Raw genomic sequence first — 21,336 nt, 5'->3', positions numbered from 1 at the left:
TGATTACGATTCCATTGGCCAGCTCAGGCGAACACATACGCCCCCCTGAGCAGACTCACTGATAGAAACCTCTCCTTGCCCGGCGAACAAAGCTTCAACTCGCTGCTTAAGATTACTTAAACCGACGCCTGACCCCATGTGCCCACTCACGTGATTTAAGCCAACACCTGTGTCTCTGACTTCAATCAGCAAGTTCTGTTGTTCGCGCTTAATCAGCAAACGGACTTCACCGCCTTCTCGCTTCGGCTCAATACCATGGATGATGGCGTTTTCGATTAAGGGTTGAAGCATCATCGGCGGTAACTCGGTTCTACCTAGTCCCTCTTCTACCTCAATCTTGTAACTGAGTCGGTCACCTAAACGGGTTTGCTGGATGCCTAAGTAAGCCTCAATTAACGCCGTTTCATTGTCTATGGTAGTTTGCTCTTCACGTGAGCTTTTGAGCGTTGCACGCAGCAGCGCGGTTAACTGTTCTAGCATCAGCTTAGCTTTATCAACATCTTGCGACATGAGCGCACTGATATTTGCCAAGGTATTGAATAAGAAATGCGGTTCAATCTGGCTTTGCATCTGCTTAAGCTGACTCAGCAACAGCGCACGATCTTGCTCTGCTTTCTCGCGTTTGATGGCTTCCAACTCTCGTTGAGCGATTGCATGTTGCTCGCGTGAGTAAAAATAGAAAAAGCACATGGCACTGAATAACAACCCCATGAGTCCAACCGATAGCATACCTGAGATGCCGAAATATTCTCCGAGCCAAAACTGGGCGTTTACCACACCGAACAATAAGCAAGCCGTCAGCGAGATAGCCACTTCCGCCAAACGAGGAATGGTAGGAAACAGGCGGTCGACAAGCCATGAGAAGAAGATAGCCGAATAGCCAAATCCAAAACTCACCATAACATGAACGTAGAATGAGCCCCCCCAAACAGAAAGCGTCATTGCTGCGATAAAGAGACAAAATGCCGTGGTCACTAATAAGCTACGCGACCATCCACTTTTCACCACTGATTTTGCTGAACACATTTAGAATTTCCCTTTGATGTTAAATACAATCATATGCTTATCATTGATTTGTGCGTAAGCAGATTGGTCGTCTCCGGTTAAAAAGCGTGCGGCAACTTCCACTTCTACACTTTGATCGCCGGTATCAATCCATTGGTAGTTAAGCCACTGCGTGACAATCACACCACCATCTTGTGGCGCCAACATCACATCCAACGTAGGGGTTACATCACTTAGCCAGCCCATATCCGCTTTACCGTTCCATGCAGCCCACGCTTCCACATCCCAACTCCAGTGCAGCATTACGTTATGCTGAACGATATTGGCATGCTGAAACCCTTGGGCGTAGCTTGTCGCAAGTAGAGCGCTGCTAGCCAACAGAGAGTTGTTAGGTTCAGGGATCTGAGAGAGTAATTCGCCACGCTCTATTGCTTGTTGCCATTCGCTTTTCGACCATGCACGACTGTCGTACCAATATTCAGCGATCACGTTGTGTCCAGCTTGGTTTGCCCAGTTCACCCCAACTAAAGCTTGGAATGCGCTTCCCTGCTCCTCAACTGAACCGGGTTGGTAAAGATCATCCTGCTGAAACTGATAGCCGACACTTTGCTTTTGCCACAGCATGGAACCGTGCATGGCGATGGATTCATCCCACACGGCAATGGCACTGGCTCCGAGTAAACCTCGGCGCACATCATCGTAATAACCAATAAGTTGATACTCGGTGTCTCCCACCAGCGCATAACGACGAATACCAACACCTTGTTGCTCTGCGGCTTGATCAAGTGCACTTTGGTCTTGTTGCCCCCAGCTTGAATCGGTCGCAATGACGGTCCATTCGCCGTCCATATCATAGTGTGAAAGTGAAAACACGCCCGCGCCCTCTTCTGCGACTAAGCCAACCGGGTTTTGTCGATAAGGCTTAAACAGATCCAAAGGTCGGTAGCCATAACCCACGCCCCAATCCACGCGCAACTTACCTAAACTCACATCAAGGGTGGTATCACCGACTTGCCACTCCCCTAGCCAAGCCAGCTCTCGAATCAACAGTTGATTATCTGCTTCACTCCACCAGTCACTCTCCCCTTGTTGATTGAGGTACAAACCTTGGCTATACAGAGCAAACAAGCCACTGAAGTTGTGATAATTCACCTGTACATCCAACAGTGCATTAAGTGAATCACGAGAACTGCCCTGCGCTTGCATAAATGCGCTATCACGCTGCTTGGCAGTTTCGTAGCTGACAGCCCAATCCCACTCAAAACTCAGCTCATCATTGGCAAAAACTGGGGCTGCTGTGCCCACACACAATGAGGCAGCAATCAACAAACTGGTGCTTTTGTTAAGGTTAGGCTGGTGCGGTTTCATGTGACTTCCTTGCTCGTTTTTATGGTTCTATTTACGAAGCTCAGACTAAAGCTGAGTCGTGTTGGCTTTTGGCAAATAACTTGGGTTGTAGAACTTGTTATCCAGCTGCCAAGGCACGATTTCTTGGTACTCGATAACGGTCTTTTTGCTCGGCTGAATGCTATCAAGCAAGGTCATCTCACTGACGTAGTCTTCACCGTTGTCGCTTGCACGTCCGTATTGCGCTTGCTTGGCGAGTTTGCCCGAGCGCAAGTAAAGATCAGCTTTGATTGGAAACGCATCTTGCTCAGACAACCACAAGTCGATCTTCTGATAGCTCGCCCCTTTGGTTTTCGCGGTTAACGCAAGGTGATAAGCCGCGACACTTTCTCCATTCACCGAAACAGTTTCTGTCGCTCTCCATTCACCTTGATAATCTTGGCTCCACGTCAGGGTTGAGATGTCGCCGATAGACGCTTCACCAAGAAGCTTCTGCATCGGCGTAATGCGAATCGGACGGCGGCTCTTTGGCATTTGCAGCCAGTAGTTGTCGCCCATCATCAGCATCTTTTGCCCAGCTTCGACTGCCGATTTGAACACCACCAACGATTCACGATTTGGACGCGTGTACACGTGGTAAAGACGGGTTTTATCTAACTCTTGGTCTTGATATAAGCGCACCAGTGACACCACTTTGGAGGAATCATCTTGCAAGCGGTAGCTGTCGGCTTTTTCAATCAATTGCGCAACTTGCTGTGCATCTAGTGCTGTTTCATTCGCACTGACATTCATGCTTGCAACGCCAGTTACCGTCAGCAATGCAATTGGTAATAGTGATTTGAAATTAAACATAAATCAGTGCCTCCGTAATTGGCTTGTTCACCCCTTTGCGTGCCGAGAAAAACGCCGCAACCAAACAAATCATCAATACTGCGAATCCTGCGACAGCTACCAACTCCCAAGAGAAGTAAATCGTCAATGGGTAACCTTCTGTGCGTCCTGGCGGTGGCGGCATTTGTACATCCACGACCATCAGTAAAATGGTGACTAGTGCCGTAAACAAAGCGCCGATTAAGCTGCCAATCACCGCAAGTAACCCTGCTTCGCGCAAGAACCCAGCGATGATTTCGCTAGGGTAGCTACCAAGAGCCGACAAGGTGCCGATTTCACGGGTGCGCTCAGTGACCGACATGGTCATGGTGTTGAACAGCGCAACAAAGACCACTAGCGCCATCACTGCCCCCATGATGCCGAAGATACGGTCGTACAAATCTTTCACTTTGAGATAAAAGAACGCACGTTCTTGCCAAGGCGTAATTTCAATATCTTGATCACCAAAGTTCTGTTTTTGCTTACTCAGAACCGAAGCAACTTGTTGCTCGACTTGGTTAGTTAAACTGGTATCGAACAGAAAGACAGATAACGCGCTGACTTTGTCTGAACCGAGCAGCGATTGCGCGCTGTTGATGTGCACGTACAACTGGCGTTTATCAAGCTCAGGTACGCCGGTTGAGTAGATGCCACGTACTTTGAAGTCATACGCATTCAATGCGCCATCGGTAGTGGTCGCCAGCAAGGTAATCCAATCGCCAACGTGCACGCTTAGGTTGTTCGCCAAATCAACGCCGAGCATCACTTCTGGCTCTGCTGGGTCATAACGTGATGCATGAATGTTCGAAAGTGTTTGCCCTTCGCGCACATCCAAAAACGGTCCTTTCATATCGAATTCGCGCTCGTTCACACCAATGCCGATAAAGATCGATGATTTGTTACCATTGGAAATCAACCCACTGAACTCAACTCGTGGCTGCACGCCTCGCACTTCGTTTAAGCCAATCAATTGCTTGGTAATGTCGTCTGCATGAGTTAACCCGTTACTCAGCGGCATCTCTTCTTCTTTGGCGAAGTAACCCGGCGTGGTTAACGTCAGATGCCCCGTGTCACGCGCTGTCGATTCTTTCAAACTGTCATAGGTGTACAGACCAAAACCGCCCGCACTGGTTAACGCAAACACGGCAATAGCGATGATCAGCATCGACAACAGACTGCGACGGCGATTGCGTTGCAGGTTCAACCAAGCAAGACGAACCGAAACAGGAATTAGCTTGCCCATGAAACCTCCTCCACACTTGCGTGCGTTTGGGTAATTTTGCCATCCACCAATTCAATGGTGCGATCACAACGGGATGCCATGCGAGGGTCGTGAGTGGCGACGATAAAAGTGGTGCCTAGCTCGTGTCCGAGCCCTTTCATAATGTCGATGACCTTGTTGGCAGTTTGGCTATCAAGACTTGCGGTTGGCTCATCAGCAATCACCAATGCTGGTTTGTGCACTAAGGCGCGCGCAATTGCCACGCGTTGTTGCTGACCGCCTGATAGGTTATCGGGCATGTGATGAATAAACTCGCCCAAGCCAACGTGTTCTAGCATTTGTGTGGCGAGCTCGGTTTGTTCAGCTTTTGAAAAGCCGTTGAGGTGTAACGGATACACCACGTTCTCTAACGCTGTCATCACGGGGACAAGATTGAATTTTTGGAACACAAAACCAAGCTTTTCACGACGCATTTTCGCCGCCTGCATTTGCCCGGTTGGGTATGGGCTGCCTGCAAACGTCACCTGACCTTGGTATTGAGTATCCAGCATACCAAGCACGTTAAGTAAGGTGCTTTTGCCTGAGCCAGACGGTCCACACAGAGCCACCATTTCGCCAGCAAACACTTCACCAGACACGTCTCGCAATGCACGCACCGTTTGGTTGCCAAGGGCGTAATCGCGGCTAAGTTGATTAAAAACGATCATGACTCCTCCCTAATATTTCGCTAGCAGCGCTTTTGCGGTTTGCGTTTCTAAATTGCTGTCACCCAACTGCTCCATTTGCGCTAACCATATTTTGGCTTGTTGAACGTCTTCAGCGCGCAGCGCTGCTTCAATGGCATGACGGTAAATCCATGAAGTAGCCGCAAAAGGTTGCTGACTAAAACTCGGTTCATCGAGCAGAGAAAGGTACAGCTCGTAGCCGCGCTCAAAGTGATTGAACATGTCTGGCAGAGAGGTAAAGGTAGTGGCTGCCATGGCGGTGGCTAATTGGTATTCCGGCAAGCCTTGTAAGCGCTGTTGCTCTTGCAGTGGTACTGGCTGATTCGCCATTAAATCCAAACCTTTTTGGATAGTGGCAAGACCACGCTCGGTGAACTTCATCTTGTTCCAAGGCATAAACGCCTCACGACCTTGCAACGTCTCCGCACTACCCAAGTAAACCAAGGTCACCGGCGTTGCGCCCTGCTCTTCGAGTTGTTTGGATAGTTCGCCATAAACAGTATCAACTAAGCCAGAGTCGCCCTGCGCTGCTTGGTTGAATTGACTGAGTGTGCGCTCGCTTGGATTAGCCAGCGCCAGATTGCTGCTGAGTGCAAATGCCACGATAAACGTACTTGCCAGTTTAAGAGCTTTGATTGAGCGAGATTGAGAAACCATCATGTACTGTCCTTAGTTGAACGTGATTTGATGGTTTCAGATTAAGGGAGAAGATCGCACGCTGCTTTTGCATGCGACCAATGGCAGTTATGCGGAGTGAATGGTATTGAGAGAGGATGAATGGTTTTGCGTTTCGGCAGCCTGCAATATTGCCTCAATCATTAAGCTGAGAGCTTTAGGCTGGTAGTTGCGTTGGCGATAAACCAAATAGGCTTGGCGATCCCCACGGCTGTAGGACTGCGCGACCTGCACCAGATTCAGCTCAGGCTTCACATGACGAATGGGAATCGAGGCGATCCCCAAGCCGTTTTCCACCGCTTTGATCACGGCGGTTATGTCATTGACCACTAAGCGCGGCTTACAGTTGAGCATGTCCACCAGCTTGTCTTGTTGGTAAATAGGCACTTGCGTGGTGTGCGTGCTGGCAACCCAATCTTGCTTGGCTAAATCCTTTAAGCTTTCAATGCTACCGCCCGCTTGCACTAAGTACTCAGGGCTAACAAAAAAGGCATGCTCCGCTTTAAACAACGGGCGAGCGATCATGTCATCTAACCCATCCAATTCGAATGTCACCACCAGATCGCGATCGGTTTCTGGAATCGAATTCACTTGGCTAAGCAGTAGATCGATGGTCACTTTTGGGTAGGTTTTGATGTAGTCCTCAACCACCTTGTCAACCAAGTCATTGTAGAAGCGGCTTGGCATCACCAATCGAATTCGCCCTTCGACTTGTTGGCTTTGTTGGTTGAGCTGCAAGATGCCGGATTCAATCTGCGCCATCGCACTGCTGAGCTGATCAAACGCCTGTAAGCCTGTCTCGGTTGCCACCAACTCACGTCCTTTCTTCTCCAACAATCTGAGTCCTAGACGCGCCTCCAGTGCCGATAAACGACGAGACATGGTAGAGACTGGCAGTTCGAGCTTTTTCGCTGCCGCGAGCAGAGAGCCTTGCTCAACCACTGAGCAAAACAGGTACAAATCATCAACATTTCCAAATATGGAATTCATACTTCTTCCATTGGTTATTTTTTCCAATTTTAGATGAGTATAACCTAGCCCACGTAGAAAAGAGACCCGAATATGCCGTGAACGCGGCGCTTAATAACGAATGAATACTAGGTACAGACGTGAAAGAAAATTTTTATAAATACGCTATATACACTGTTTTTTCAGCGGCAGCTTTGTTCTCCGCTTTTTTAGTCACCTCAGATAATGTTTCCCCTTTCACCACCCAAGCGACACTGCATCGCAATGTCGCAACCATTGCGCCGGAGGTATCTGGCGTGATCACAGATGTGATGGTGAATAACGGCGAATTGGTTGAAAAAGGTCAGCCACTGTTTGCTATCGATGCCAGCAGCTACCAATTGAAAGTGGCACAAGCGAAAGCCGAACTGCGCCAAGCACGTGAATCAGATTCCGCGAAATGGCAACAATTGGCAGCAGCGAAACAAACCCAAAGCCAACGCGAGTTCGAATACCACAACGCGAAGCAAAAACTGACGCGTAACCAAAAACTGCGCAACAAAGGGCTGGCAACTGAGCAAGAACTTGATGACGCGATCACCAATACACAAGTCGCCAGCAGCGCGGTTGAAGCAGCGAACGCAGAAGTGAAACGCATTGAGGCAGAGCTTTCTACTCAAGACCGCACAGCGGCTATTGAATTGGCAGAAGCAAAACTTGCCAGTGCGGAGCTCGACTTAAGCCATACCCAAATCGTGGCGCAAACCGAAGGCGTGGTAACGAACTTGCAACTGCAATCAGGTAGCTACATCACACAAGGCACAGCTTCGTTGCTGCTGGTGGACGAAGCTCATGCGTGGATCAGTGCGGACTTCAACGAAAAAGGCATTGATAAGCTAACTAATGGTCGCGAAGTGTTGGTGTCCTTCGATGCGCTACCAGGCAAAGTATTTACTGGTGAAGTCAGCAGCCAAGAGCGTGCGATTTACGATACCAACAATGCTAATGGGCAGCTTTCTAGCGTGACCAATGATACTCGTTGGATCCGTGAGCAACAGAAAGTGCGTACTCGCATTACAGTTAACGAGTTGGATCCTTCTATGATTTCTGGTTCACGAGCAAGTGTGATCGTTGAAAGCGGCAATCCAATCATGGATGTCATTGGCTCAGCTTGGATTCACTTGGTAGCGATGTTCCGCTACATCTACTAGGGGGTGAACCATGTGGACCTTCGAAAGCCTGTTTCAAAGTCGTTCTGAGCGTAATGAAGCACTGCGTGTCGCCCTTACTGTGACAATTTGTATGGTGCTGGGCAAACTGCTGAACCTTGATTCTCCAGTTTATCTGGCGCTGTACCCAACCATCATCATGACCAAGAACAAAGACTATTCTTGGCTTGGTCTGCTTCGCACCTTGCTACCTACGTTATTAGCAGCAAGTGCAGCATTAGTGGTGACCGAAGTGTTTTCGCAGCATCCGTTTGTGGTGTGGACCATTAGCTTGTTCTTCTTCGATTTCATGCGCCGCAGAGCGACCACACCGCCGAAGAAAGGTCAGATGCTAATGCCAACCTTCAACTGGATTCTGATTGTGGTGTTTGCTCAGCATACCACCATGGACATGCCAATGCGCATTCATGAAATCTTGCTGTCGATGCTGATTACCATGGTCGTCGCAAAAACCATGGTAGCTCTATTCCCTGTTGAACGTGGCGGCAAACCACCAGCATTTGAAGAAGAGCCTGTTACGTTTGAGAACCGAGCGATTTCACTTGCGTTGATTGGTCTTGGTGTGGCGTTCTTGATGATTGTCGACATCATCTCAGCAACGTTTTGTTTGGTGCCAGTGATTGCCGCAGCAACGCAAACCACACACAAAAGCTTTATCGACGTGGTTGACCGCCGTTTTCAAACTCAGGTGGGCGGCTGTGCATTAGCTGTAGTGTTCACCTTACTAATGGCTGGGCATCAGTCCACCTTCGGTTACTACACCATCGTATTGGGTCTGCTTGCCTTTATGATTACCGCATCAATGGCAAAAGCAAAAGGTCCAGCCAAAGATGTCCATGCCGATGCGTTATTGGCGACCATGTTGCCGATTCAACTCTACATGACCAGCAATGAACTGGGCTTGGAGAGCACCTTCCTCCGAGCTTGGGAGCTCACCGTGACTTTGTTTGTGCTGTGGGCGTTGTACCATTTCACGCACAAACCAGAAAAAGCCCAAGCCTAATCATGCCATCGCCTTAAGTGCTCAATACTTAAGGTGATTCCTTTTATACCCAAGTAACCTCAAGGTGCTAGGTTCAGCGAGAATGACTTGGTTTGAAGGCGAGGCAACAATTTGAAGATCTAGTGGTTCTAAATCAAAAATTGTTAACGAAGCATACGAACCAAGGCAACTCGCCCTTTGGGAGCGTGTCACTGACGCAATTTCATCGTCAAACAACTTGGAAAGAAATGGTTATTACGCTGCGTTGTTTTCCTTGAACTTGAATCAGTGACAACGCTCTGAATCCTGCATCTTGAAGTCACTTGGGTATATCTGCTCATTTCATTGCGCTGTCTGTACCAATTTCCATTTCAACCTTATAAAAAGTGTGGCGTAAAACCTCAGCCTGGTGTATTTATCCATCCCACGGCTTTCCAGGTCAGCTTACCCATAACAGGCGGCGTCGCACACTCCTCTCTTGCACACCTTTGCGTGGTGTCTGTTATCTCCAAATTGGATTCTTAGCATCGGAATAGTTTGAGCTCGCAGAGTTCTGGTTGTTTTCGCCCCGCGTTGGGGCGTTTTTAGGTTGTAGAAGATGAACAAGCGTTTCTTCCCTAGGATTGATTTGCCATTGTTGATGGCGATCATTCCGATCATGCTATTGAGTTCGCTCACTCTCTGGAGTGCCAGTGGATTCAATGAAGCTATGCTATTTAAACACCTCGCTCGATGCGGTTTGACGCTGGTGTGTATTTTGGTGATGTCGTCGATTCCTGCGTCCAGTTATCAGCGTTCAGCGCCTTATTTGTATCTGGTTGCGGTTTCTCTCTTGGCGGCCGTTGCCTTATTTGGCGATAGCACCAATGGCTCACAGCGTTGGCTCGATATCGGCTTCTTCCGCTTTCAACCCTCTGAGCTGATCAAGCTCTCCATTCCCATTATGATCGCGTGGATGCTGCATCTAGAAGGTGGGCGACCAGACATTCGAAAAATTGCTTTCTGTTTGCTGATCACCTTTGTGCCTGCGGGCTTGATTGCCTTACAACCTGACTTAGACGGCGCTATCTTCACCGTGATTTACGCGTTGTTTGTACTGTTCTTTGCAGGCATGAGCTGGAAGATCATTGGCGGCTTTTTGGTGAGCATTCTAACGCTGGCACCAATACTTTGGTTCTTTGTGATGGAAGCGTATCAAAAGAGCCGTGTAACGCAGTTCTTGCATCCAGAGTCGGATCCACTGGGTTCAGGCTACCAAATCATCCAATCATTGATTGCGATTGGTTCTGGCGGCATGAAAGGCAAAGGCTGGATGAATGCTACTCAAGGTACGTTAGGGTTTATTCCAGAGAGCCATACCGACTTCATCTTTTCGACCTACGCAGAAGAATGGGGATTTATTGGTTGTGTGGTGTTGTTAGCGTTGTATTTATTCATTACGGCGCGTGTGATGCTGCTAGCGTGCCAATCTGAGCATTTCTTCAGTCGCTTAGTAAGCGGTGCATTAGCAATGAGCTTCTTCCTCTATGCCTTCATCAACACCGGCATGGTAAGTGGCTTGTTACCAGTAATGGGCAGTCCACTGCCGTTCTTTAGCTACGGTGGTACGGCGATGCTGACTCAAGGCATCTGTTTTGGCGTGATCATGTCGCTGTGTTATTCCAAGTACCGAAACACTTAAACGCTAGTCACGATAGAAAAGACAAACAACACGATCAAAAAAGGCTTCCCTCGGGAAGCCTTTTTTACAACTAGAGAACCGAATTATAGTTCGCCGTTGTGGTATACCTGCTGAACGTCGTCACAGTCATCTAGAAGGTCTAGGAACTTCTGGAATTTCTCTGCGTCTTCGCCTGTTACTGGCGTGTTCGTTTGCGGTACGAATGTGATTTCTTCAACGTCGATTGTTAGATCTGGGAATGCACCGTTAAGCGCAGTTTTTGTTTTGAAGAACTCTGTGTGAGGTGCGAATACAGTGATAACACCATCTTCTAGCTCAACGTCAGTAACGTCCACATCTTCCATCATCAGCGTTTCTAGGATGATTTCATCATCTTCGCCTTTGAACTGGAATACCGCTTGGTGATCGAACATGTGAGAAACAGAACCTTCAACACCAATTTTCGCACCCACTTTAACAAAGCATTGGCGAACGTCTTGGAATGTACGGTTACCGTTGTCTGTTAGACAGTCTACGATCACGCTTGTGCCGCCAGGGCCAAAGCCTTCGTAACGTGCTGGAGTGTAGTCTTCACCACCGCCGCCGTTCGCTTTGTCGATCGCTTTATCGATAACGTGTGCAGGAACTTGGTCTTTTTTCGCTTTTGCGATCAGGTGCTTCAGAGACAAGTTCATGTCTGGATCACCACCACCGTTTTTCGCGCACATGTAAATTTCTTTACCGTATTTGGAATAAACTTTAATTTTTGCGCCTGCAGTTTTCGCCATAGAGGCTTTGCGCACTTCAAAACTTCTTCCCATCGGGATGTCTCTCTAAATTCAAATTTAATGCGAAGGATTTTAGCAAAGAGTGAACAGTTTTACCTTTCACCTTGCAAAGGAATGGGGAGGAAACCTCATTCGCCGCTGTGGTTTACACCAGAGCCACGGTTCGCTTTATGCGACACCCATTACTCGTTTGTACTTATCGACCGCCTGTTGAAAAAACACTTTCTCGTCAGCGTCGTTAATCTTAGACAGCTGTTCGTCTATTACCTCAGGACCAGATTTCGCTTCTTTAAGCTTCCAAACCAAAAACGACGCTTGTTTATCAAGCTCGACTTTGTTTTTCTCGTCAGGCGGCAACAGGGATAGATTGAACGACATTCACAGCCTCAAGGTACTTTAATAAATACTAGCCGCGCACTATAGCACACAGATTTGACTTTTAAGAAGTGAAACGCACTTTACTTGATCAATTTCAAGTTGCATGTTTTGGATTCGATCGTGTTTGCAAGGAGTCTGGTAGATATCGCTCAAAGATTTGCTGTAACCGTTCTTTCGTCACCGGCTTAGCAACAAACTCATTCATACCAACATCAAAACAGCGCTTTTGATCTTCCTTGATGACATTCGCACTCAAAGCAATGATCGGCACTTGCTGTCCCCACTCGTCCATCTTGCGAATGTTTTCAGTGGCAATAAATCCATCCATCACTGGCATTTGACAGTCCATCAATATCAAATCGAATTTATGCGCTTGGCATTGCTGGAGCGCTTCTTCACCGTGTTCGGCAACATTCACCTGCATTCCGAGTTTTTCTAGCATCATGCGTACCACTTTCTGGTTCACTGCCGTGTCTTCCACCACCAGAATCCAAGGTTTCCCCTCGTCTTTGGCTGAGTTAATACACTCAGAAGTGATGGCATTACTCTCACCATTCGGAAAATCGAACACATTTGGTGTCTGAGGAGAAATAGCCTTTTCACTGACGATATTGAGTGGAATAGTAAATTCAAAACAACTGCCTAGACCGGGTTCACTGGTCAGACGGATTTCTCCGCCCATCACTTCGACCAAACTACTGCAAATCGCTAAACCCAAACCAGTACCGCCGTACTTACGAGTGGTACTGCCATCAGCTTGCTGAAACTTCTCAAACACCGCTTGTTGGTTCTCTTTGGCAATCCCAATACCCGAGTCCACAACACGAAAATGCACGCTGGCAACACCCTCTTCTCGGCTCACCTGCGACACCATTAACTTAACATGCCCGCGCTCTGTGAACTTCACCGCGTTACTGAGCAGATTGCTTAGCACTTGTTTGAGTCTGCCAACATCCCCTTCGACTTCTAAAGGTAACTGAGGGTCGATATCACAAACCAGTTGAAGACCTTTTTGCTGCGCTTTGACAGTATGAAGACGCCCGACCTCGTGAAGTAAATCGAGTAGATTGTAGGTCGTGGTTTCTAACTCAATCTTACCCGCTTCAATTTTGGAAAAATCGAGGATGTCGTCGATGATGACCATCAACGAGTTTGAAGAACTGTTAATGATAGAAACGAAATCTTTTTGTTGATCATCGAGTTTGGTATCTCCGAGCAACGAAGCGATACCGATAATCCCGTTCATTGGCGTACGAATTTCATGGCTCATGGTGGCAAGAAATTCGCTTTTCTTACGGTTTGCCACTTCAGCTTTGTCACGCGCCTCTTCGATTTCAGCTTGGTGTTCTTTCACACGCTCAACACTTCGGTTGTATTTGCGTTCCAACAAACTCACTTCATCAAAGAACCAACGTTGTGGCAATGTCACTTTACTTGGTACATGACCGCCACTGAAATCGCTCACCGCACCGGAGAGCAACTCTAGTGGTTTCACCATCAAACGAAATGCCACCCATAAAACACCAATGATGAGTAAGAAGATCTTGATCGCTTCCGCGATCACGAGAAAAAAGAAGGTTTGCCATAACCCTTGATAGATCGGGCTAAGATCTGATTGCACCGTCACTTCGGCAAGATCATAAATTTTCGTCCCCATTTCGTATTTCAACGGCCATTGACGCTCGATCCGATCTTCCGTTAATGCGCTACCTAGTTCGAAGATCACTTCATCTGGGGTGGCAATTCTTAGATAGTCCACAGAGGGTAGGCGCATTGCGCCTTCAGCCTGAGTGCGTAACAGTTCTCTATCTTCAACCCACAAACTGGCAGAGAAACTGGAAAGGTAGCTGGTTTTTACCTGTTCAAGTTCTACATCTAGGCGAGCGAGATCATCGTTGAAATCACGATAAAGGCTGATCGAAGAGATGATCACGGTAAAGATTAAACTCAACGCAAAAATCGCCAGCATCAATTGATTTCCGATACTAAATCGGCGTTGAGCTCGCTCTTTTATCTCCATATGAAATCGCTCCCTTAAACTTGCGCTACTATAAATATAGTCACGTCACGACAATAATCGAGGTTAGGATGAAAGGACTCTTACGTACATTAGGCTTTAGTTTTATGGCCTTAAGCTCATACTCTATGGCAAGCGAAGTGAATTATTACGTAATTGCTGAGCAAGCCCGCCCATTTCAAATAGAGCAGCAAGGAGAGCAACACTCCGGAATTGTGACTGATATCGTCAGTGCCATCTTTGCGGAATCCGATTACGAAGTGAAATACCACACCTACCCATTCAAGCGCATGATTTCGGTACTCGAAGCGGGCGGCGAGGAAAACTGGGTCACTTATGGCAGCCCGAATTGGGGGAAAGTGCAATCGGAAAACCTCTCTGAACAGCCTATTTACACTGTAAAACACGTACTCGTGTCCAGCAGCAAAGCGCCATTCAAATTTAGCGATATGCAGCATATGCAAGGTCGTTCTATCGTGCTGCTGCTTGGCTTCGATTATCCTAACCTTAGCCCATTCTTTGAAAACGGCACCGTCAATGAAATGCGCGTCAAAGACTACGACGCTGCTTATCGCGTTCTGCAACGTACTCCTGGTGATACCGCCTTCGTCGAAATGGAATCGCGCGTGGTATACAACATCAAACGCCTAGAGTTGCCAATGGGAGACTTCCAGATCCAATCTTTCAGTTCAATCATCCCTGACTACTCCATTTATTTGGCTTTCTCTCCAGAGATGAATCCAAAAGTACAAAGCTTCATCAATAAACGCTTAGCGGAGCTTAAAAATTCAGGAAAAATCGACGACATCATCAAAAAATACATCTAGTCACTCACGCCTTAGCAATCATAAAAAACCGCCAGCTTGTATGAGCTGGCGGTTTTATTTTTATTTCATATCTGCAACTAATCTTGTTCGAGCGCTTAATCTTGTTCAACAAATTTGGGGTCGAACATGTGGCCGAGCTTATTGGCTTTGGTTTGCAGATAATGTTGGTTATGCGGGTTATTGCCCTCTTGCAGTGGCACTCTTTCTATCACGTTGATGTTCACCTTCTTCAGCGCTGCAAGCTTACGTGGATTGTTGGTCATCAAACGTACTTCATCGATTCCAAGATGCTCCAGCATCCCTCTGCAAAACGCGTAGTCACGCATATCTGCGGCAAAGCCAAGACGTTCATTGGCTTCGACCGTGTCTGCGCCTTCGTCTTGCAAGTGATACGCACGAATCTTGTTGATTAAGCCAATCCCCCTGCCCTCTTGGCGCAGATAAAGCAGCACACCGCAGCCTTCTTCGACAATGTTTTGCAATGCACGGTTAAGCTGGAAGCCGCAATCACAACGCGTACTGAACAGCGCATCACCAGTTAAGCATTCCGAATGCAGGCGAATCAGCGGCGCTTTACTGTTTTCAGGGTCGCCATACACCAAGGCGAGATGTTCTTTTCCTGTCGCGTTCTCGATAAAACCATGCATGATAAACGTGCCCCATTGAGTTGGCAGTTTGGCTTTATCGACAAAGCGAACCAGACTATATGGCTCTACATGTTTTAGTTCAGCACGTACGTTCATCAGAATCTCCCCTAAATGGTTTTCACCAGAGCCATCACCGCCATCGCCCCAGAAGGCATCTTTGTGCGAATGTTCGGTAAGACAGGCGTTTCCTGTCTGCATCAACTGTTTGGCAAGCTGAGGGTTTTGCAAAAACTTCTCACGGACGATAAACGCCATCACAGAAAGTTTGTCGTTATCCCAATCTTCTCGGACTAGGTGCTGATACTTGCGGCTTAAAGCAAAGGCTTCGTCGGGGCTTTTCGCTAAGAGGATTTTGTTTTGCAGTTTAAGGTCACTGAATTTTTGAGCTTGATAATAATGTTCGCTGGTGGGCCAAGATTGGGTGGAAACTTTGATTGGAGCTTGGCAAAAGTTGGAGAGAAAACCGTGGGATTCATCGGGCTCATAGAAAAGGATCTGATCAACCATAATCGTACTCCTGACGTTGCTGTTTAATAGTCAACAAAAAGCATATTGCTATTGATATAAGCTTTAGTAACGCAGGGTAAGAAAGTCAAATAATTGGTTGTAAATCAGAAAAATGAAAAGGGCAGCCCTATGACTACCCCATGGTTTTTATACCGCAGTGTGAGAATTAGTGAATTAAGCCAAGTTCCCTTGCTTCTTCGATGCTCAAGCCGCTTTCACGGATTTCTCGAAGTGCTTCAATACGACGTCTTGCTTCGGCAGACTTCACGGTTTTCTCGGGTCTCACAACGGCTTCTTCTTCTGGGAGTTCCCATTTGTGAGCGATGTTGCTCATCTCTTCATGGTCGATAGAATTAATGGACATATTTCCTCCGAACACACCATGTTTTCGATGGGTAATCTATAGCAAACCCCCAATGCAGAGGTAAGAAAAACAGTGGGGAAATGTGACCCCTTTCGACCTTTCATTAACTCTTTAATAGATTCATCATTTAGTTTTTGCAAACCACGTTTTTAGCGTTTAGATTTGAAGAATTCCCCCTACGAAAAGTGAGCTGATCCAGCTCTCATTTTTCCTTCATAAATTCACACTTCCATAACGGAAAAAAATCTTTTTATTACACTCAACTTTCGAGTCACTTCACTGATTAGACGGTTTTATCTTTCGCAAACCTTACACACCTGATAATGATAATAATTATCTTTTGTATTGGTAAGGTGTAATTATGAGTGAACTTAACCTGAACCAGGCATTCCACTCTGATCCTGTTATTCAGATCAGAGACTTATGCGTGGACTACATCACTGATAACGGTGACTTCAATGCTGTTAAATCAGTGAGCTTTGATATTGGCAAGGGCGAAATATTTGGTCTGGCTGGAGAATCTGGCTGCGGCAAAAGTACCATTGCTTTCTCTATCAACCGTCTACACAAGCCGCCCGCGTTTATCTCTGGTGGACAAATTCTATTTGAAGGCAGAGACATCCTTCGCCTACCTGATAATGAGCTAAATACGCTACGCTGGAGCGAGATTGCGATGGTGTTCCAAAGTGCCATGAACTCGCTGAATCCGGTACTCACGGTTCAGGAACAATTTGCCGACGTATTACGCCACCACAAAGGGTTAACCAACGAGCAAGCCAAAGACCGCGCAGAGAAGCTTCTCGACTTGGTCAACATTCCAAGAAACCGTCTGAGCGAATATCCACATCAGTTCTCCGGAGGTATGCGTCAGCGCTTGGTGATCGCAATAGCCTTATCCCTCAACCCAAAGCTGATCATCATGGATGAGCCAACCACAGCACTTGATGTAGTGGTTCAACGCGAAATCTTGCAGCAAATCTATCAGTTGCGTGACGAATTTGGTTTCTCTGTGCTCTTTATTACCCACGATTTAGCGCTCATGAGCCAATTGTGCGACCGCATTGCCATCATGCGCCACGGCAAGATTGTCGAAGTGAATAGTTCATACGAAATCCGCAATCATCCTCAACATGAATACACCCAAAAGCTATGGGCTTCATTCCCAAATATCCACGATGTACACAAACAACCGCAAACGGAAGGAGCACCAGCATGAGTGAACCGATCATCCAAATGAAAAACGTGATCAAGGAATTCAAAGTCGGTGGTGGTTTTGCCAAAGAAGAAACCTTCCGCGCGCTTCAGGGCGTGAGTTTTGATCTTTATGCAGGAAAGACCCTTGCTCTGGTAGGCGAGTCTGGTTGTGGGAAAAGTACCTGTGCTCGATTAATTACCAAAGTGTATCCAGCCAGTGATGGTGAAATCCTATTTAACGGGAAAAACGTCAACGATATTACCGCTCGCGCTGAAATTCAGGATTATCGCAGCAAGGTCCAAATGGTGTTTCAAGACCCGTTTGGCTCTTTAAACCCAACCCATACAATTCGTCATCACTTAACTCGCCCACTGAAGATTCATAAGCAGGTGAAGAGTGACAAAGAAATCCCAGCCAAGCTGTTAGAACTGCTGGATTTGGTCGAGCTGCCAGAGGAAACTCTGAACAAGTTCCCTCATGAACTTAGTGGCGGTCAACGTCAACGCGTCAATCTCGCGCGAGCTCTGGCGGTAGGCTCACAACTTATCCTTGCCGATGAGCCAACATCGATGCTGGATGTGTCGATTCGTTTGGGTGTGCTCAACCTAATGCAGCGCATGAAGAAAGAGCTTGGAATCGGATTTCTGTATATCACTCACGACCTTGCAACCGCACATTACATCGCCGAAGAAACCGCAGTAATGTACAAAGGACAGATCGTGGAGTGGGGAGACACTCAAGCGATCTTAAAGAACCCACAGCATCCGTACACTAAGTTGTTGATCTCTGCGGTGCCAGATCCTGATCTGCCGTTTGGCAACCTAGTGGAAAGTGAACCAAACTATTCAGTAGATGCCGATGAGATCCGTAATCGCAGCAGTGTTATCGTTGAAGAATTCGATCAAATCGGACCAAACCACTTTGTAAAACAATGGACTGAGGCAGCTTAATGAATTTGATGACCTGGCAAGATCATATTTCAGATTGGTACGATAATCGGAAGCATGATCAAGTAGAAAGATTAGAAGCGATCTTATATCAAGCACCTGTTTCTGTATTTGGTCCAGAATTAACGGACGAACAGAGTAAAGCCATCGCTTGTTGGCTAGATGGCTGCCTAAGAGTCTTTCAATACGCTAGGCATCACGACCATAAAAAAGCGTTTCAAATCCTACAGTACACCAGTGCAAAGCTAGAACACGCGGCTTGCCAACCGATGACCGATCTTCTAATCAAGGATTGGTGCCTCAAACGATTGCAACATTTGACCGTTCTGGCGTTGGAGTTTTGCAATCAACAGCACGATCAAAATGAGTGGCAGCAACAAGCAAGCAGCTTGATCGAGTCACACGTTGCGTTGATGCGATCGTTAAATTGGAATGAAACTAGGAAGCATGATCAAGGATTACGTCATTAATCCGGAAAGATGATCAAGGTTGCTTGTTTGTTCCGAATGGATTTTGTGGATACAAAAGACAGGAATTTTAGATAAAAAAAAGCGAGTTTCTTGAGGAGAAACTCGCGAAGTCTATTCAGAATGAATGTAACAATATGAGCCAATCTATTAATCATCAGAAAGGACAAAAGGTTGTCTATTCGGGATAAATCTTAGTCTGCGCTCAGCGTTGCAATGTCAGTGGTTTGTAAGAGTTAAGTCTGATTTCCATCAGTGCAATTCATTGTTACATTCTGAATCAATTACTCATGCTTATCACTCGATAAGTATCCGCTTGGTTGATATCAGATCGCCATCTCATCAAGTGCTCTGAATACCATTTCATCCATATGACCTTCAAAGATCTGACGGCATACCTTACGACGGACAGCTAAGCCCGCAATTAAACGTTCAATGGTGAGATGTTTGACATCATTTTGGCTATTAAACAGTTCGACTGTCTTACTTAATGTCTCGTATGGAAGCGGTGCATCCCCTACTCTCAAGAAATCAAGCTTCTCAATGAAGTCAGAACACTCTTCTTTGATCGAGGCATACGAATGCCCTGTCATCGCCGATAAAGCCGTTATACTGCGTTCTAGAGCCTCTGGAGAGGTATATTTAGATAGAGTTATGGTTATCTCGTCAGCATTGATCTCTACCAAGTGCTTTTTCTGTTTCACTCGGCGACCTAAATTGCCACGTGGAGACGGGGCTTTACGCTGAATAGGCTCAAATTCGCCGTCTATGATACCTGAGAGCTCATCTAGCTGCTGCCTGGTCACCATCTCATTGCGAAGTGGGTTTGGCAGTGTAGGCGCCATATTGCGCTTTCCTGCGTTGGTTGTACGAGCACGAGAATAACGCAGCACCTCTTCCACATCGCATTTGATGTCGATTTGGTAATCCATCACCTTGTCGTTTTCGATCATCGCTTCGATCGTCAAGTGATATCCCCAAAGATTCACAACAAAATGATCATCGCTCCCGGCCCCTTCCGATAGTCGTTTTAATTCACGGATCAGATCCATGGAGAAACGACGCCACTCAATATTGCGCGCTAATTTCTGGTTCAATTCGCTCAGCAACATGCAGTCCGTATGTCTACGTACCATGCGGCTACGGAAGAATGAATACAGTTGGAACACCAAAGTGTGCTGCTTCAGAATTTCTGGTGGGAACAGGAAGAAATAATCTCGCGTAAGCAGTTCTTCGTAGAAGGATGGCTCCCAAACCAAGATATACAGATTTGGTTTAATACGAATTTCGCCATCAGCGCCTTCTGTTGGAGCCTCCTCCGATGCCGTGATAGTACGCGCTAAGAAACGGAAACGGTCACTCTTGAAGCCTTCAGGCATGTTCTCGCTAAGCCAACGCCCTGTCAGCTCATGCAATTGAAAATCGGTAAACTCGATACGATCGATGCTGTCACGAATGGAATCTCGTGCCGGACCGCTGTCTTTTTTGCCACGTAACGACAGAATATCAGTAATGTACAGAGGAGTTTTGTTTGGAACATGCGCCGCATCCATGTGGTACTGATCTTTGTGATGATCATGGTACTGCACCGTTAGAGTAAACAGAGCAAACAAAGTCATCAGATCATCTACCGTCATGATATTTTTAGACGATCGAGTTTCAATCACCGCTTTTGTGCCAGAGATCGACACCATGGATTTTTGATAACTTTTTCGAGTACGCGGTGGCGCGAGAGCTTGGTCGATGATCCCTGCCCAATTGGTTGGTGAAACAACAAATTGATCCGCTTCATCTTTCATCATCGGCGGAGTATTTAAACCATGTTCGTTCAGTAAACGTTTATTCACTTGAGTTTGTGCTAGCGCTTTAGAACGTTTTTGCTTTTCGTTTTGACGAACTTTTTCAGTTACTAAGCTGGTGGCACCTAGGGCTGAAATAAGTTGATTCGGGTTAACGAACTTATGCAGCATGGTTTTACCCGCGAGACCTTCTTCAAAACGCACTGGTGTTTGAGTAAACAAACCAATGTTAACGGCAGCACGCAGGCGCTGTTGTAATGCCGCTCTGGTCAATTGACCGTCTGTTGCTTCAACAATTTCAGTTGTAGATACCAAACCATCTTTGCTGCTGAACCCTCTTAAAGAGATCAGATTAAGTAACTCCAAGATGCTTTTGGTTACCCCTTTGAAGTGTTGGTATTGCTCTACCCAATCTGCAGAAGATTCGTGTACCTCAAAAAGGTGCCCATCCTTATGGCTTCTTGGCGCTTTAATCAGAATTTTTTCATCAGCCGTCATTTTAGATCCAGATCACACTAGCCGTAGTTTTGCTATGGTTCCGAAGGATAAAGAAAAACAGATCATAAATAAAGAAAAAATCTTGGGTTTTTAAATAACTGATCTTTCTGATTATTCTGATCTTAATTGATTATATGATCTAATGATCTGGAGATTTTTGGCTCTGTAAGTTTTTGTTTTATAATGATATTTAAAAGTTCATTAACGGAACTATGATCATGATTATATCGAAACGATGA

At 46.6% G+C, this 21,336-nt stretch carries 20 protein-coding genes; 7 read left to right on the top strand and 13 right to left on the bottom strand.

Going from position 1 to position 21,336, the window contains the following annotated elements; all coding sequences use genetic code 11:
* Nucleotides 1-3 precede the first annotated feature (3 nt).
* From OH463_RS04575 to OH463_RS04545, 7 genes are all read right to left on the bottom strand, one after another.
* Entirely contained in the window at nucleotides 4-1,026 is a 1,023-nt protein-coding gene (locus tag OH463_RS04575) for a sensor histidine kinase (RefSeq protein WP_114320358.1), read from the bottom strand.
* A complete protein-coding gene (locus OH463_RS04570; protein WP_269990636.1) occupies nucleotides 1,027-2,373 on the bottom strand; it encodes a hypothetical protein in 1,347 nt (448 codons plus the stop codon). It lies immediately after the preceding gene.
* A 45-nt stretch (nucleotides 2,374-2,418) separates the two neighbouring features.
* The gene (locus OH463_RS04565; RefSeq protein ID WP_025768721.1) at nucleotides 2,419-3,204 is read right to left on the bottom strand and encodes an outer membrane lipoprotein-sorting protein; all 786 of its coding nucleotides are present in this window, start codon (nucleotides 3,202-3,204) and stop codon (nucleotides 2,419-2,421) included.
* On the bottom strand, nucleotides 3,197-4,465 hold the full coding sequence (locus OH463_RS04560; protein ID WP_128812358.1) for an ABC transporter permease: 1,269 nt from the start codon (nucleotides 4,463-4,465) through the stop codon (nucleotides 3,197-3,199). Before OH463_RS04560 ends, OH463_RS04565 begins: the two co-directional genes overlap by 8 nt.
* Nucleotides 4,453-5,151 (bottom strand): ABC transporter ATP-binding protein, encoded by a 699-nt coding sequence (locus OH463_RS04555; RefSeq protein ID WP_269990634.1) that lies wholly within the window; start codon nucleotides 5,149-5,151, stop codon nucleotides 4,453-4,455. The genes OH463_RS04560 and OH463_RS04555 overlap by 13 nt, the downstream gene beginning before the upstream one ends.
* Before the next feature lie 9 nt (nucleotides 5,152-5,160).
* Nucleotides 5,161-5,829, bottom strand: coding sequence for a hypothetical protein (locus tag OH463_RS04550; protein ID WP_269990633.1), 669 nt, complete (start codon nucleotides 5,827-5,829; stop codon nucleotides 5,161-5,163).
* A gap of 84 nt (nucleotides 5,830-5,913) precedes the next feature.
* Nucleotides 5,914-6,834, bottom strand: coding sequence for a LysR family transcriptional regulator (locus tag OH463_RS04545; protein ID WP_269990632.1), 921 nt, complete (start codon nucleotides 6,832-6,834; stop codon nucleotides 5,914-5,916).
* A gap of 119 nt (nucleotides 6,835-6,953) precedes the next feature.
* On the opposite strand from OH463_RS04545, the gene OH463_RS04540 reads away from it, so the two are divergent.
* From OH463_RS04540 to rodA, 3 genes are all read left to right on the top strand, one after another.
* Nucleotides 6,954-8,003, top strand: a complete 1,050-nt coding sequence (locus OH463_RS04540; RefSeq protein ID WP_017818313.1) for an HlyD family secretion protein — start codon at nucleotides 6,954-6,956, stop codon at nucleotides 8,001-8,003.
* A gap of 10 nt (nucleotides 8,004-8,013) precedes the next feature.
* Complete coding sequence (locus OH463_RS04535; protein WP_050908377.1) at nucleotides 8,014-9,024, top strand: DUF2955 domain-containing protein; 1,011 nt, start codon at nucleotides 8,014-8,016, stop codon at nucleotides 9,022-9,024.
* Nucleotides 9,025-9,601: 577 nt separating this feature from the next.
* On the top strand, nucleotides 9,602-10,684 hold the full coding sequence (gene rodA / locus OH463_RS04530; RefSeq protein ID WP_005428884.1) for a rod shape-determining protein RodA: 1,083 nt from the start codon (nucleotides 9,602-9,604) through the stop codon (nucleotides 10,682-10,684).
* An 83-nt stretch (nucleotides 10,685-10,767) separates the two neighbouring features.
* Here rodA and OH463_RS04525 read toward each other — a convergent pair whose 3' ends face one another.
* From OH463_RS04525 to OH463_RS04515, 3 genes are all read right to left on the bottom strand, one after another.
* Nucleotides 10,768-11,484, bottom strand: coding sequence for a YebC/PmpR family DNA-binding transcriptional regulator (locus OH463_RS04525; protein WP_017189799.1), 717 nt, complete (start codon nucleotides 11,482-11,484; stop codon nucleotides 10,768-10,770).
* A gap of 135 nt (nucleotides 11,485-11,619) precedes the next feature.
* Entirely contained in the window at nucleotides 11,620-11,829 is a 210-nt protein-coding gene (locus tag OH463_RS04520) for a DUF3283 family protein (protein WP_005448858.1), read from the bottom strand.
* A 94-nt stretch (nucleotides 11,830-11,923) separates the two neighbouring features.
* Complete coding sequence (locus OH463_RS04515) at nucleotides 11,924-13,849, bottom strand: ATP-binding protein (protein ID WP_269990631.1); 1,926 nt, start codon at nucleotides 13,847-13,849, stop codon at nucleotides 11,924-11,926.
* 68 nt (nucleotides 13,850-13,917) lie between these two features.
* On the opposite strand from OH463_RS04515, the gene OH463_RS04510 reads away from it, so the two are divergent.
* Nucleotides 13,918-14,673 (top strand): substrate-binding periplasmic protein, encoded by a 756-nt coding sequence (locus OH463_RS04510; RefSeq protein WP_017189801.1) that lies wholly within the window; start codon nucleotides 13,918-13,920, stop codon nucleotides 14,671-14,673.
* A gap of 95 nt (nucleotides 14,674-14,768) precedes the next feature.
* Here OH463_RS04510 and ribA read toward each other — a convergent pair whose 3' ends face one another.
* A complete protein-coding gene (gene ribA, locus OH463_RS04505) occupies nucleotides 14,769-15,827 on the bottom strand; it encodes a GTP cyclohydrolase II (protein WP_009696533.1) in 1,059 nt (352 codons plus the stop codon).
* Between the two features lie 166 nt (nucleotides 15,828-15,993).
* A complete protein-coding gene (locus OH463_RS04500) occupies nucleotides 15,994-16,191 on the bottom strand; it encodes a PA3496 family putative envelope integrity protein (protein WP_005448843.1) in 198 nt (65 codons plus the stop codon).
* A gap of 361 nt (nucleotides 16,192-16,552) precedes the next feature.
* Between OH463_RS04500 and OH463_RS04495 the strand changes: the two genes are divergently transcribed.
* From OH463_RS04495 to OH463_RS04485, 3 genes are read left to right on the top strand one after another with little or no spacing between them, the layout of a single operon-like run.
* Nucleotides 16,553-17,407 carry an ABC transporter ATP-binding protein gene (locus OH463_RS04495; protein WP_038898413.1) on the top strand — a complete coding sequence of 285 codons (855 nt, stop codon included), beginning with the start codon at nucleotides 16,553-16,555 and terminating at the stop codon, nucleotides 17,405-17,407.
* Nucleotides 17,404-18,336, top strand: coding sequence for an ATP-binding cassette domain-containing protein (locus OH463_RS04490; RefSeq protein WP_029790507.1), 933 nt, complete (start codon nucleotides 17,404-17,406; stop codon nucleotides 18,334-18,336). The genes OH463_RS04495 and OH463_RS04490 overlap by 4 nt, the downstream gene beginning before the upstream one ends.
* Entirely contained in the window at nucleotides 18,336-18,803 is a 468-nt protein-coding gene (locus OH463_RS04485; protein ID WP_239211269.1) for a transcriptional regulator, read from the top strand. The genes OH463_RS04490 and OH463_RS04485 overlap by 1 nt, the downstream gene beginning before the upstream one ends.
* A gap of 323 nt (nucleotides 18,804-19,126) precedes the next feature.
* On the opposite strand, the gene OH463_RS04480 is transcribed toward OH463_RS04485, so the two are convergent.
* Nucleotides 19,127-21,097: a replication initiator protein RctB domain-containing protein gene (locus OH463_RS04480; protein WP_005448836.1), complete on the bottom strand. Its 1,971-nt coding sequence runs from the start codon at nucleotides 21,095-21,097 to the stop codon at nucleotides 19,127-19,129.
* Nucleotides 21,098-21,336: the final 239 nt, after the last annotated feature.

Source organism: Vibrio sp. NFR (assembly GCF_027587095.1).
Taxonomy (GTDB): domain Bacteria; phylum Pseudomonadota; class Gammaproteobacteria; order Enterobacterales; family Vibrionaceae; genus Vibrio; species Vibrio harveyi.
This window is presented reverse-complemented; position numbering and strand designations above follow the sequence as displayed.

What these genes read in the sequence shown, in the direction of transcription:
- OH463_RS04555 (WP_269990634.1), bottom strand. Translation starts at nt 5,151, where the DNA reads ATGATCGTTTTTAATCAACTTAGCCGCGATTACGCCCTTGGCAACCAA.
- OH463_RS04515 (WP_269990631.1), bottom strand. Translation starts at nt 13,849, where the DNA reads ATGGAGATAAAAGAGCGAGCTCAACGCCGATTTAGTATCGGAAATCAA.
- OH463_RS04545 (WP_269990632.1), bottom strand. Translation starts at nt 6,834, where the DNA reads ATGAATTCCATATTTGGAAATGTTGATGATTTGTACCTGTTTTGCTCA.
- ribA (WP_009696533.1), bottom strand. Translation starts at nt 15,827, where the DNA reads ATGGTTGATCAGATCCTTTTCTATGAGCCCGATGAATCCCACGGTTTT.
- OH463_RS04480 (WP_005448836.1), bottom strand. Translation starts at nt 21,097, where the DNA reads ATGACGGCTGATGAAAAAATTCTGATTAAAGCGCCAAGAAGCCATAAG.
- OH463_RS04525 (WP_017189799.1), bottom strand. Translation starts at nt 11,484, where the DNA reads ATGGGAAGAAGTTTTGAAGTGCGCAAAGCCTCTATGGCGAAAACTGCA.
- OH463_RS04565 (WP_025768721.1), bottom strand. Translation starts at nt 3,204, where the DNA reads ATGTTTAATTTCAAATCACTATTACCAATTGCATTGCTGACGGTAACT.
- OH463_RS04550 (WP_269990633.1), bottom strand. Translation starts at nt 5,829, where the DNA reads ATGATGGTTTCTCAATCTCGCTCAATCAAAGCTCTTAAACTGGCAAGT.
- OH463_RS04500 (WP_005448843.1), bottom strand. Translation starts at nt 16,191, where the DNA reads ATGTCCATTAATTCTATCGACCATGAAGAGATGAGCAACATCGCTCAC.
- rodA (WP_005428884.1), top strand. Translation starts at nt 9,602, where the DNA reads ATGAACAAGCGTTTCTTCCCTAGGATTGATTTGCCATTGTTGATGGCG.
- OH463_RS04510 (WP_017189801.1), top strand. Translation starts at nt 13,918, where the DNA reads ATGAAAGGACTCTTACGTACATTAGGCTTTAGTTTTATGGCCTTAAGC.
- OH463_RS04520 (WP_005448858.1), bottom strand. Translation starts at nt 11,829, where the DNA reads ATGTCGTTCAATCTATCCCTGTTGCCGCCTGACGAGAAAAACAAAGTC.
- OH463_RS04560 (WP_128812358.1), bottom strand. Translation starts at nt 4,465, where the DNA reads ATGGGCAAGCTAATTCCTGTTTCGGTTCGTCTTGCTTGGTTGAACCTG.
- OH463_RS04535 (WP_050908377.1), top strand. Translation starts at nt 8,014, where the DNA reads ATGTGGACCTTCGAAAGCCTGTTTCAAAGTCGTTCTGAGCGTAATGAA.
- OH463_RS04490 (WP_029790507.1), top strand. Translation starts at nt 17,404, where the DNA reads ATGAGTGAACCGATCATCCAAATGAAAAACGTGATCAAGGAATTCAAA.
- OH463_RS04495 (WP_038898413.1), top strand. Translation starts at nt 16,553, where the DNA reads ATGAGTGAACTTAACCTGAACCAGGCATTCCACTCTGATCCTGTTATT.
- OH463_RS04575 (WP_114320358.1), bottom strand. Translation starts at nt 1,026, where the DNA reads ATGTGTTCAGCAAAATCAGTGGTGAAAAGTGGATGGTCGCGTAGCTTA.
- OH463_RS04485 (WP_239211269.1), top strand. Translation starts at nt 18,336, where the DNA reads ATGAATTTGATGACCTGGCAAGATCATATTTCAGATTGGTACGATAAT.
- OH463_RS04570 (WP_269990636.1), bottom strand. Translation starts at nt 2,373, where the DNA reads ATGAAACCGCACCAGCCTAACCTTAACAAAAGCACCAGTTTGTTGATT.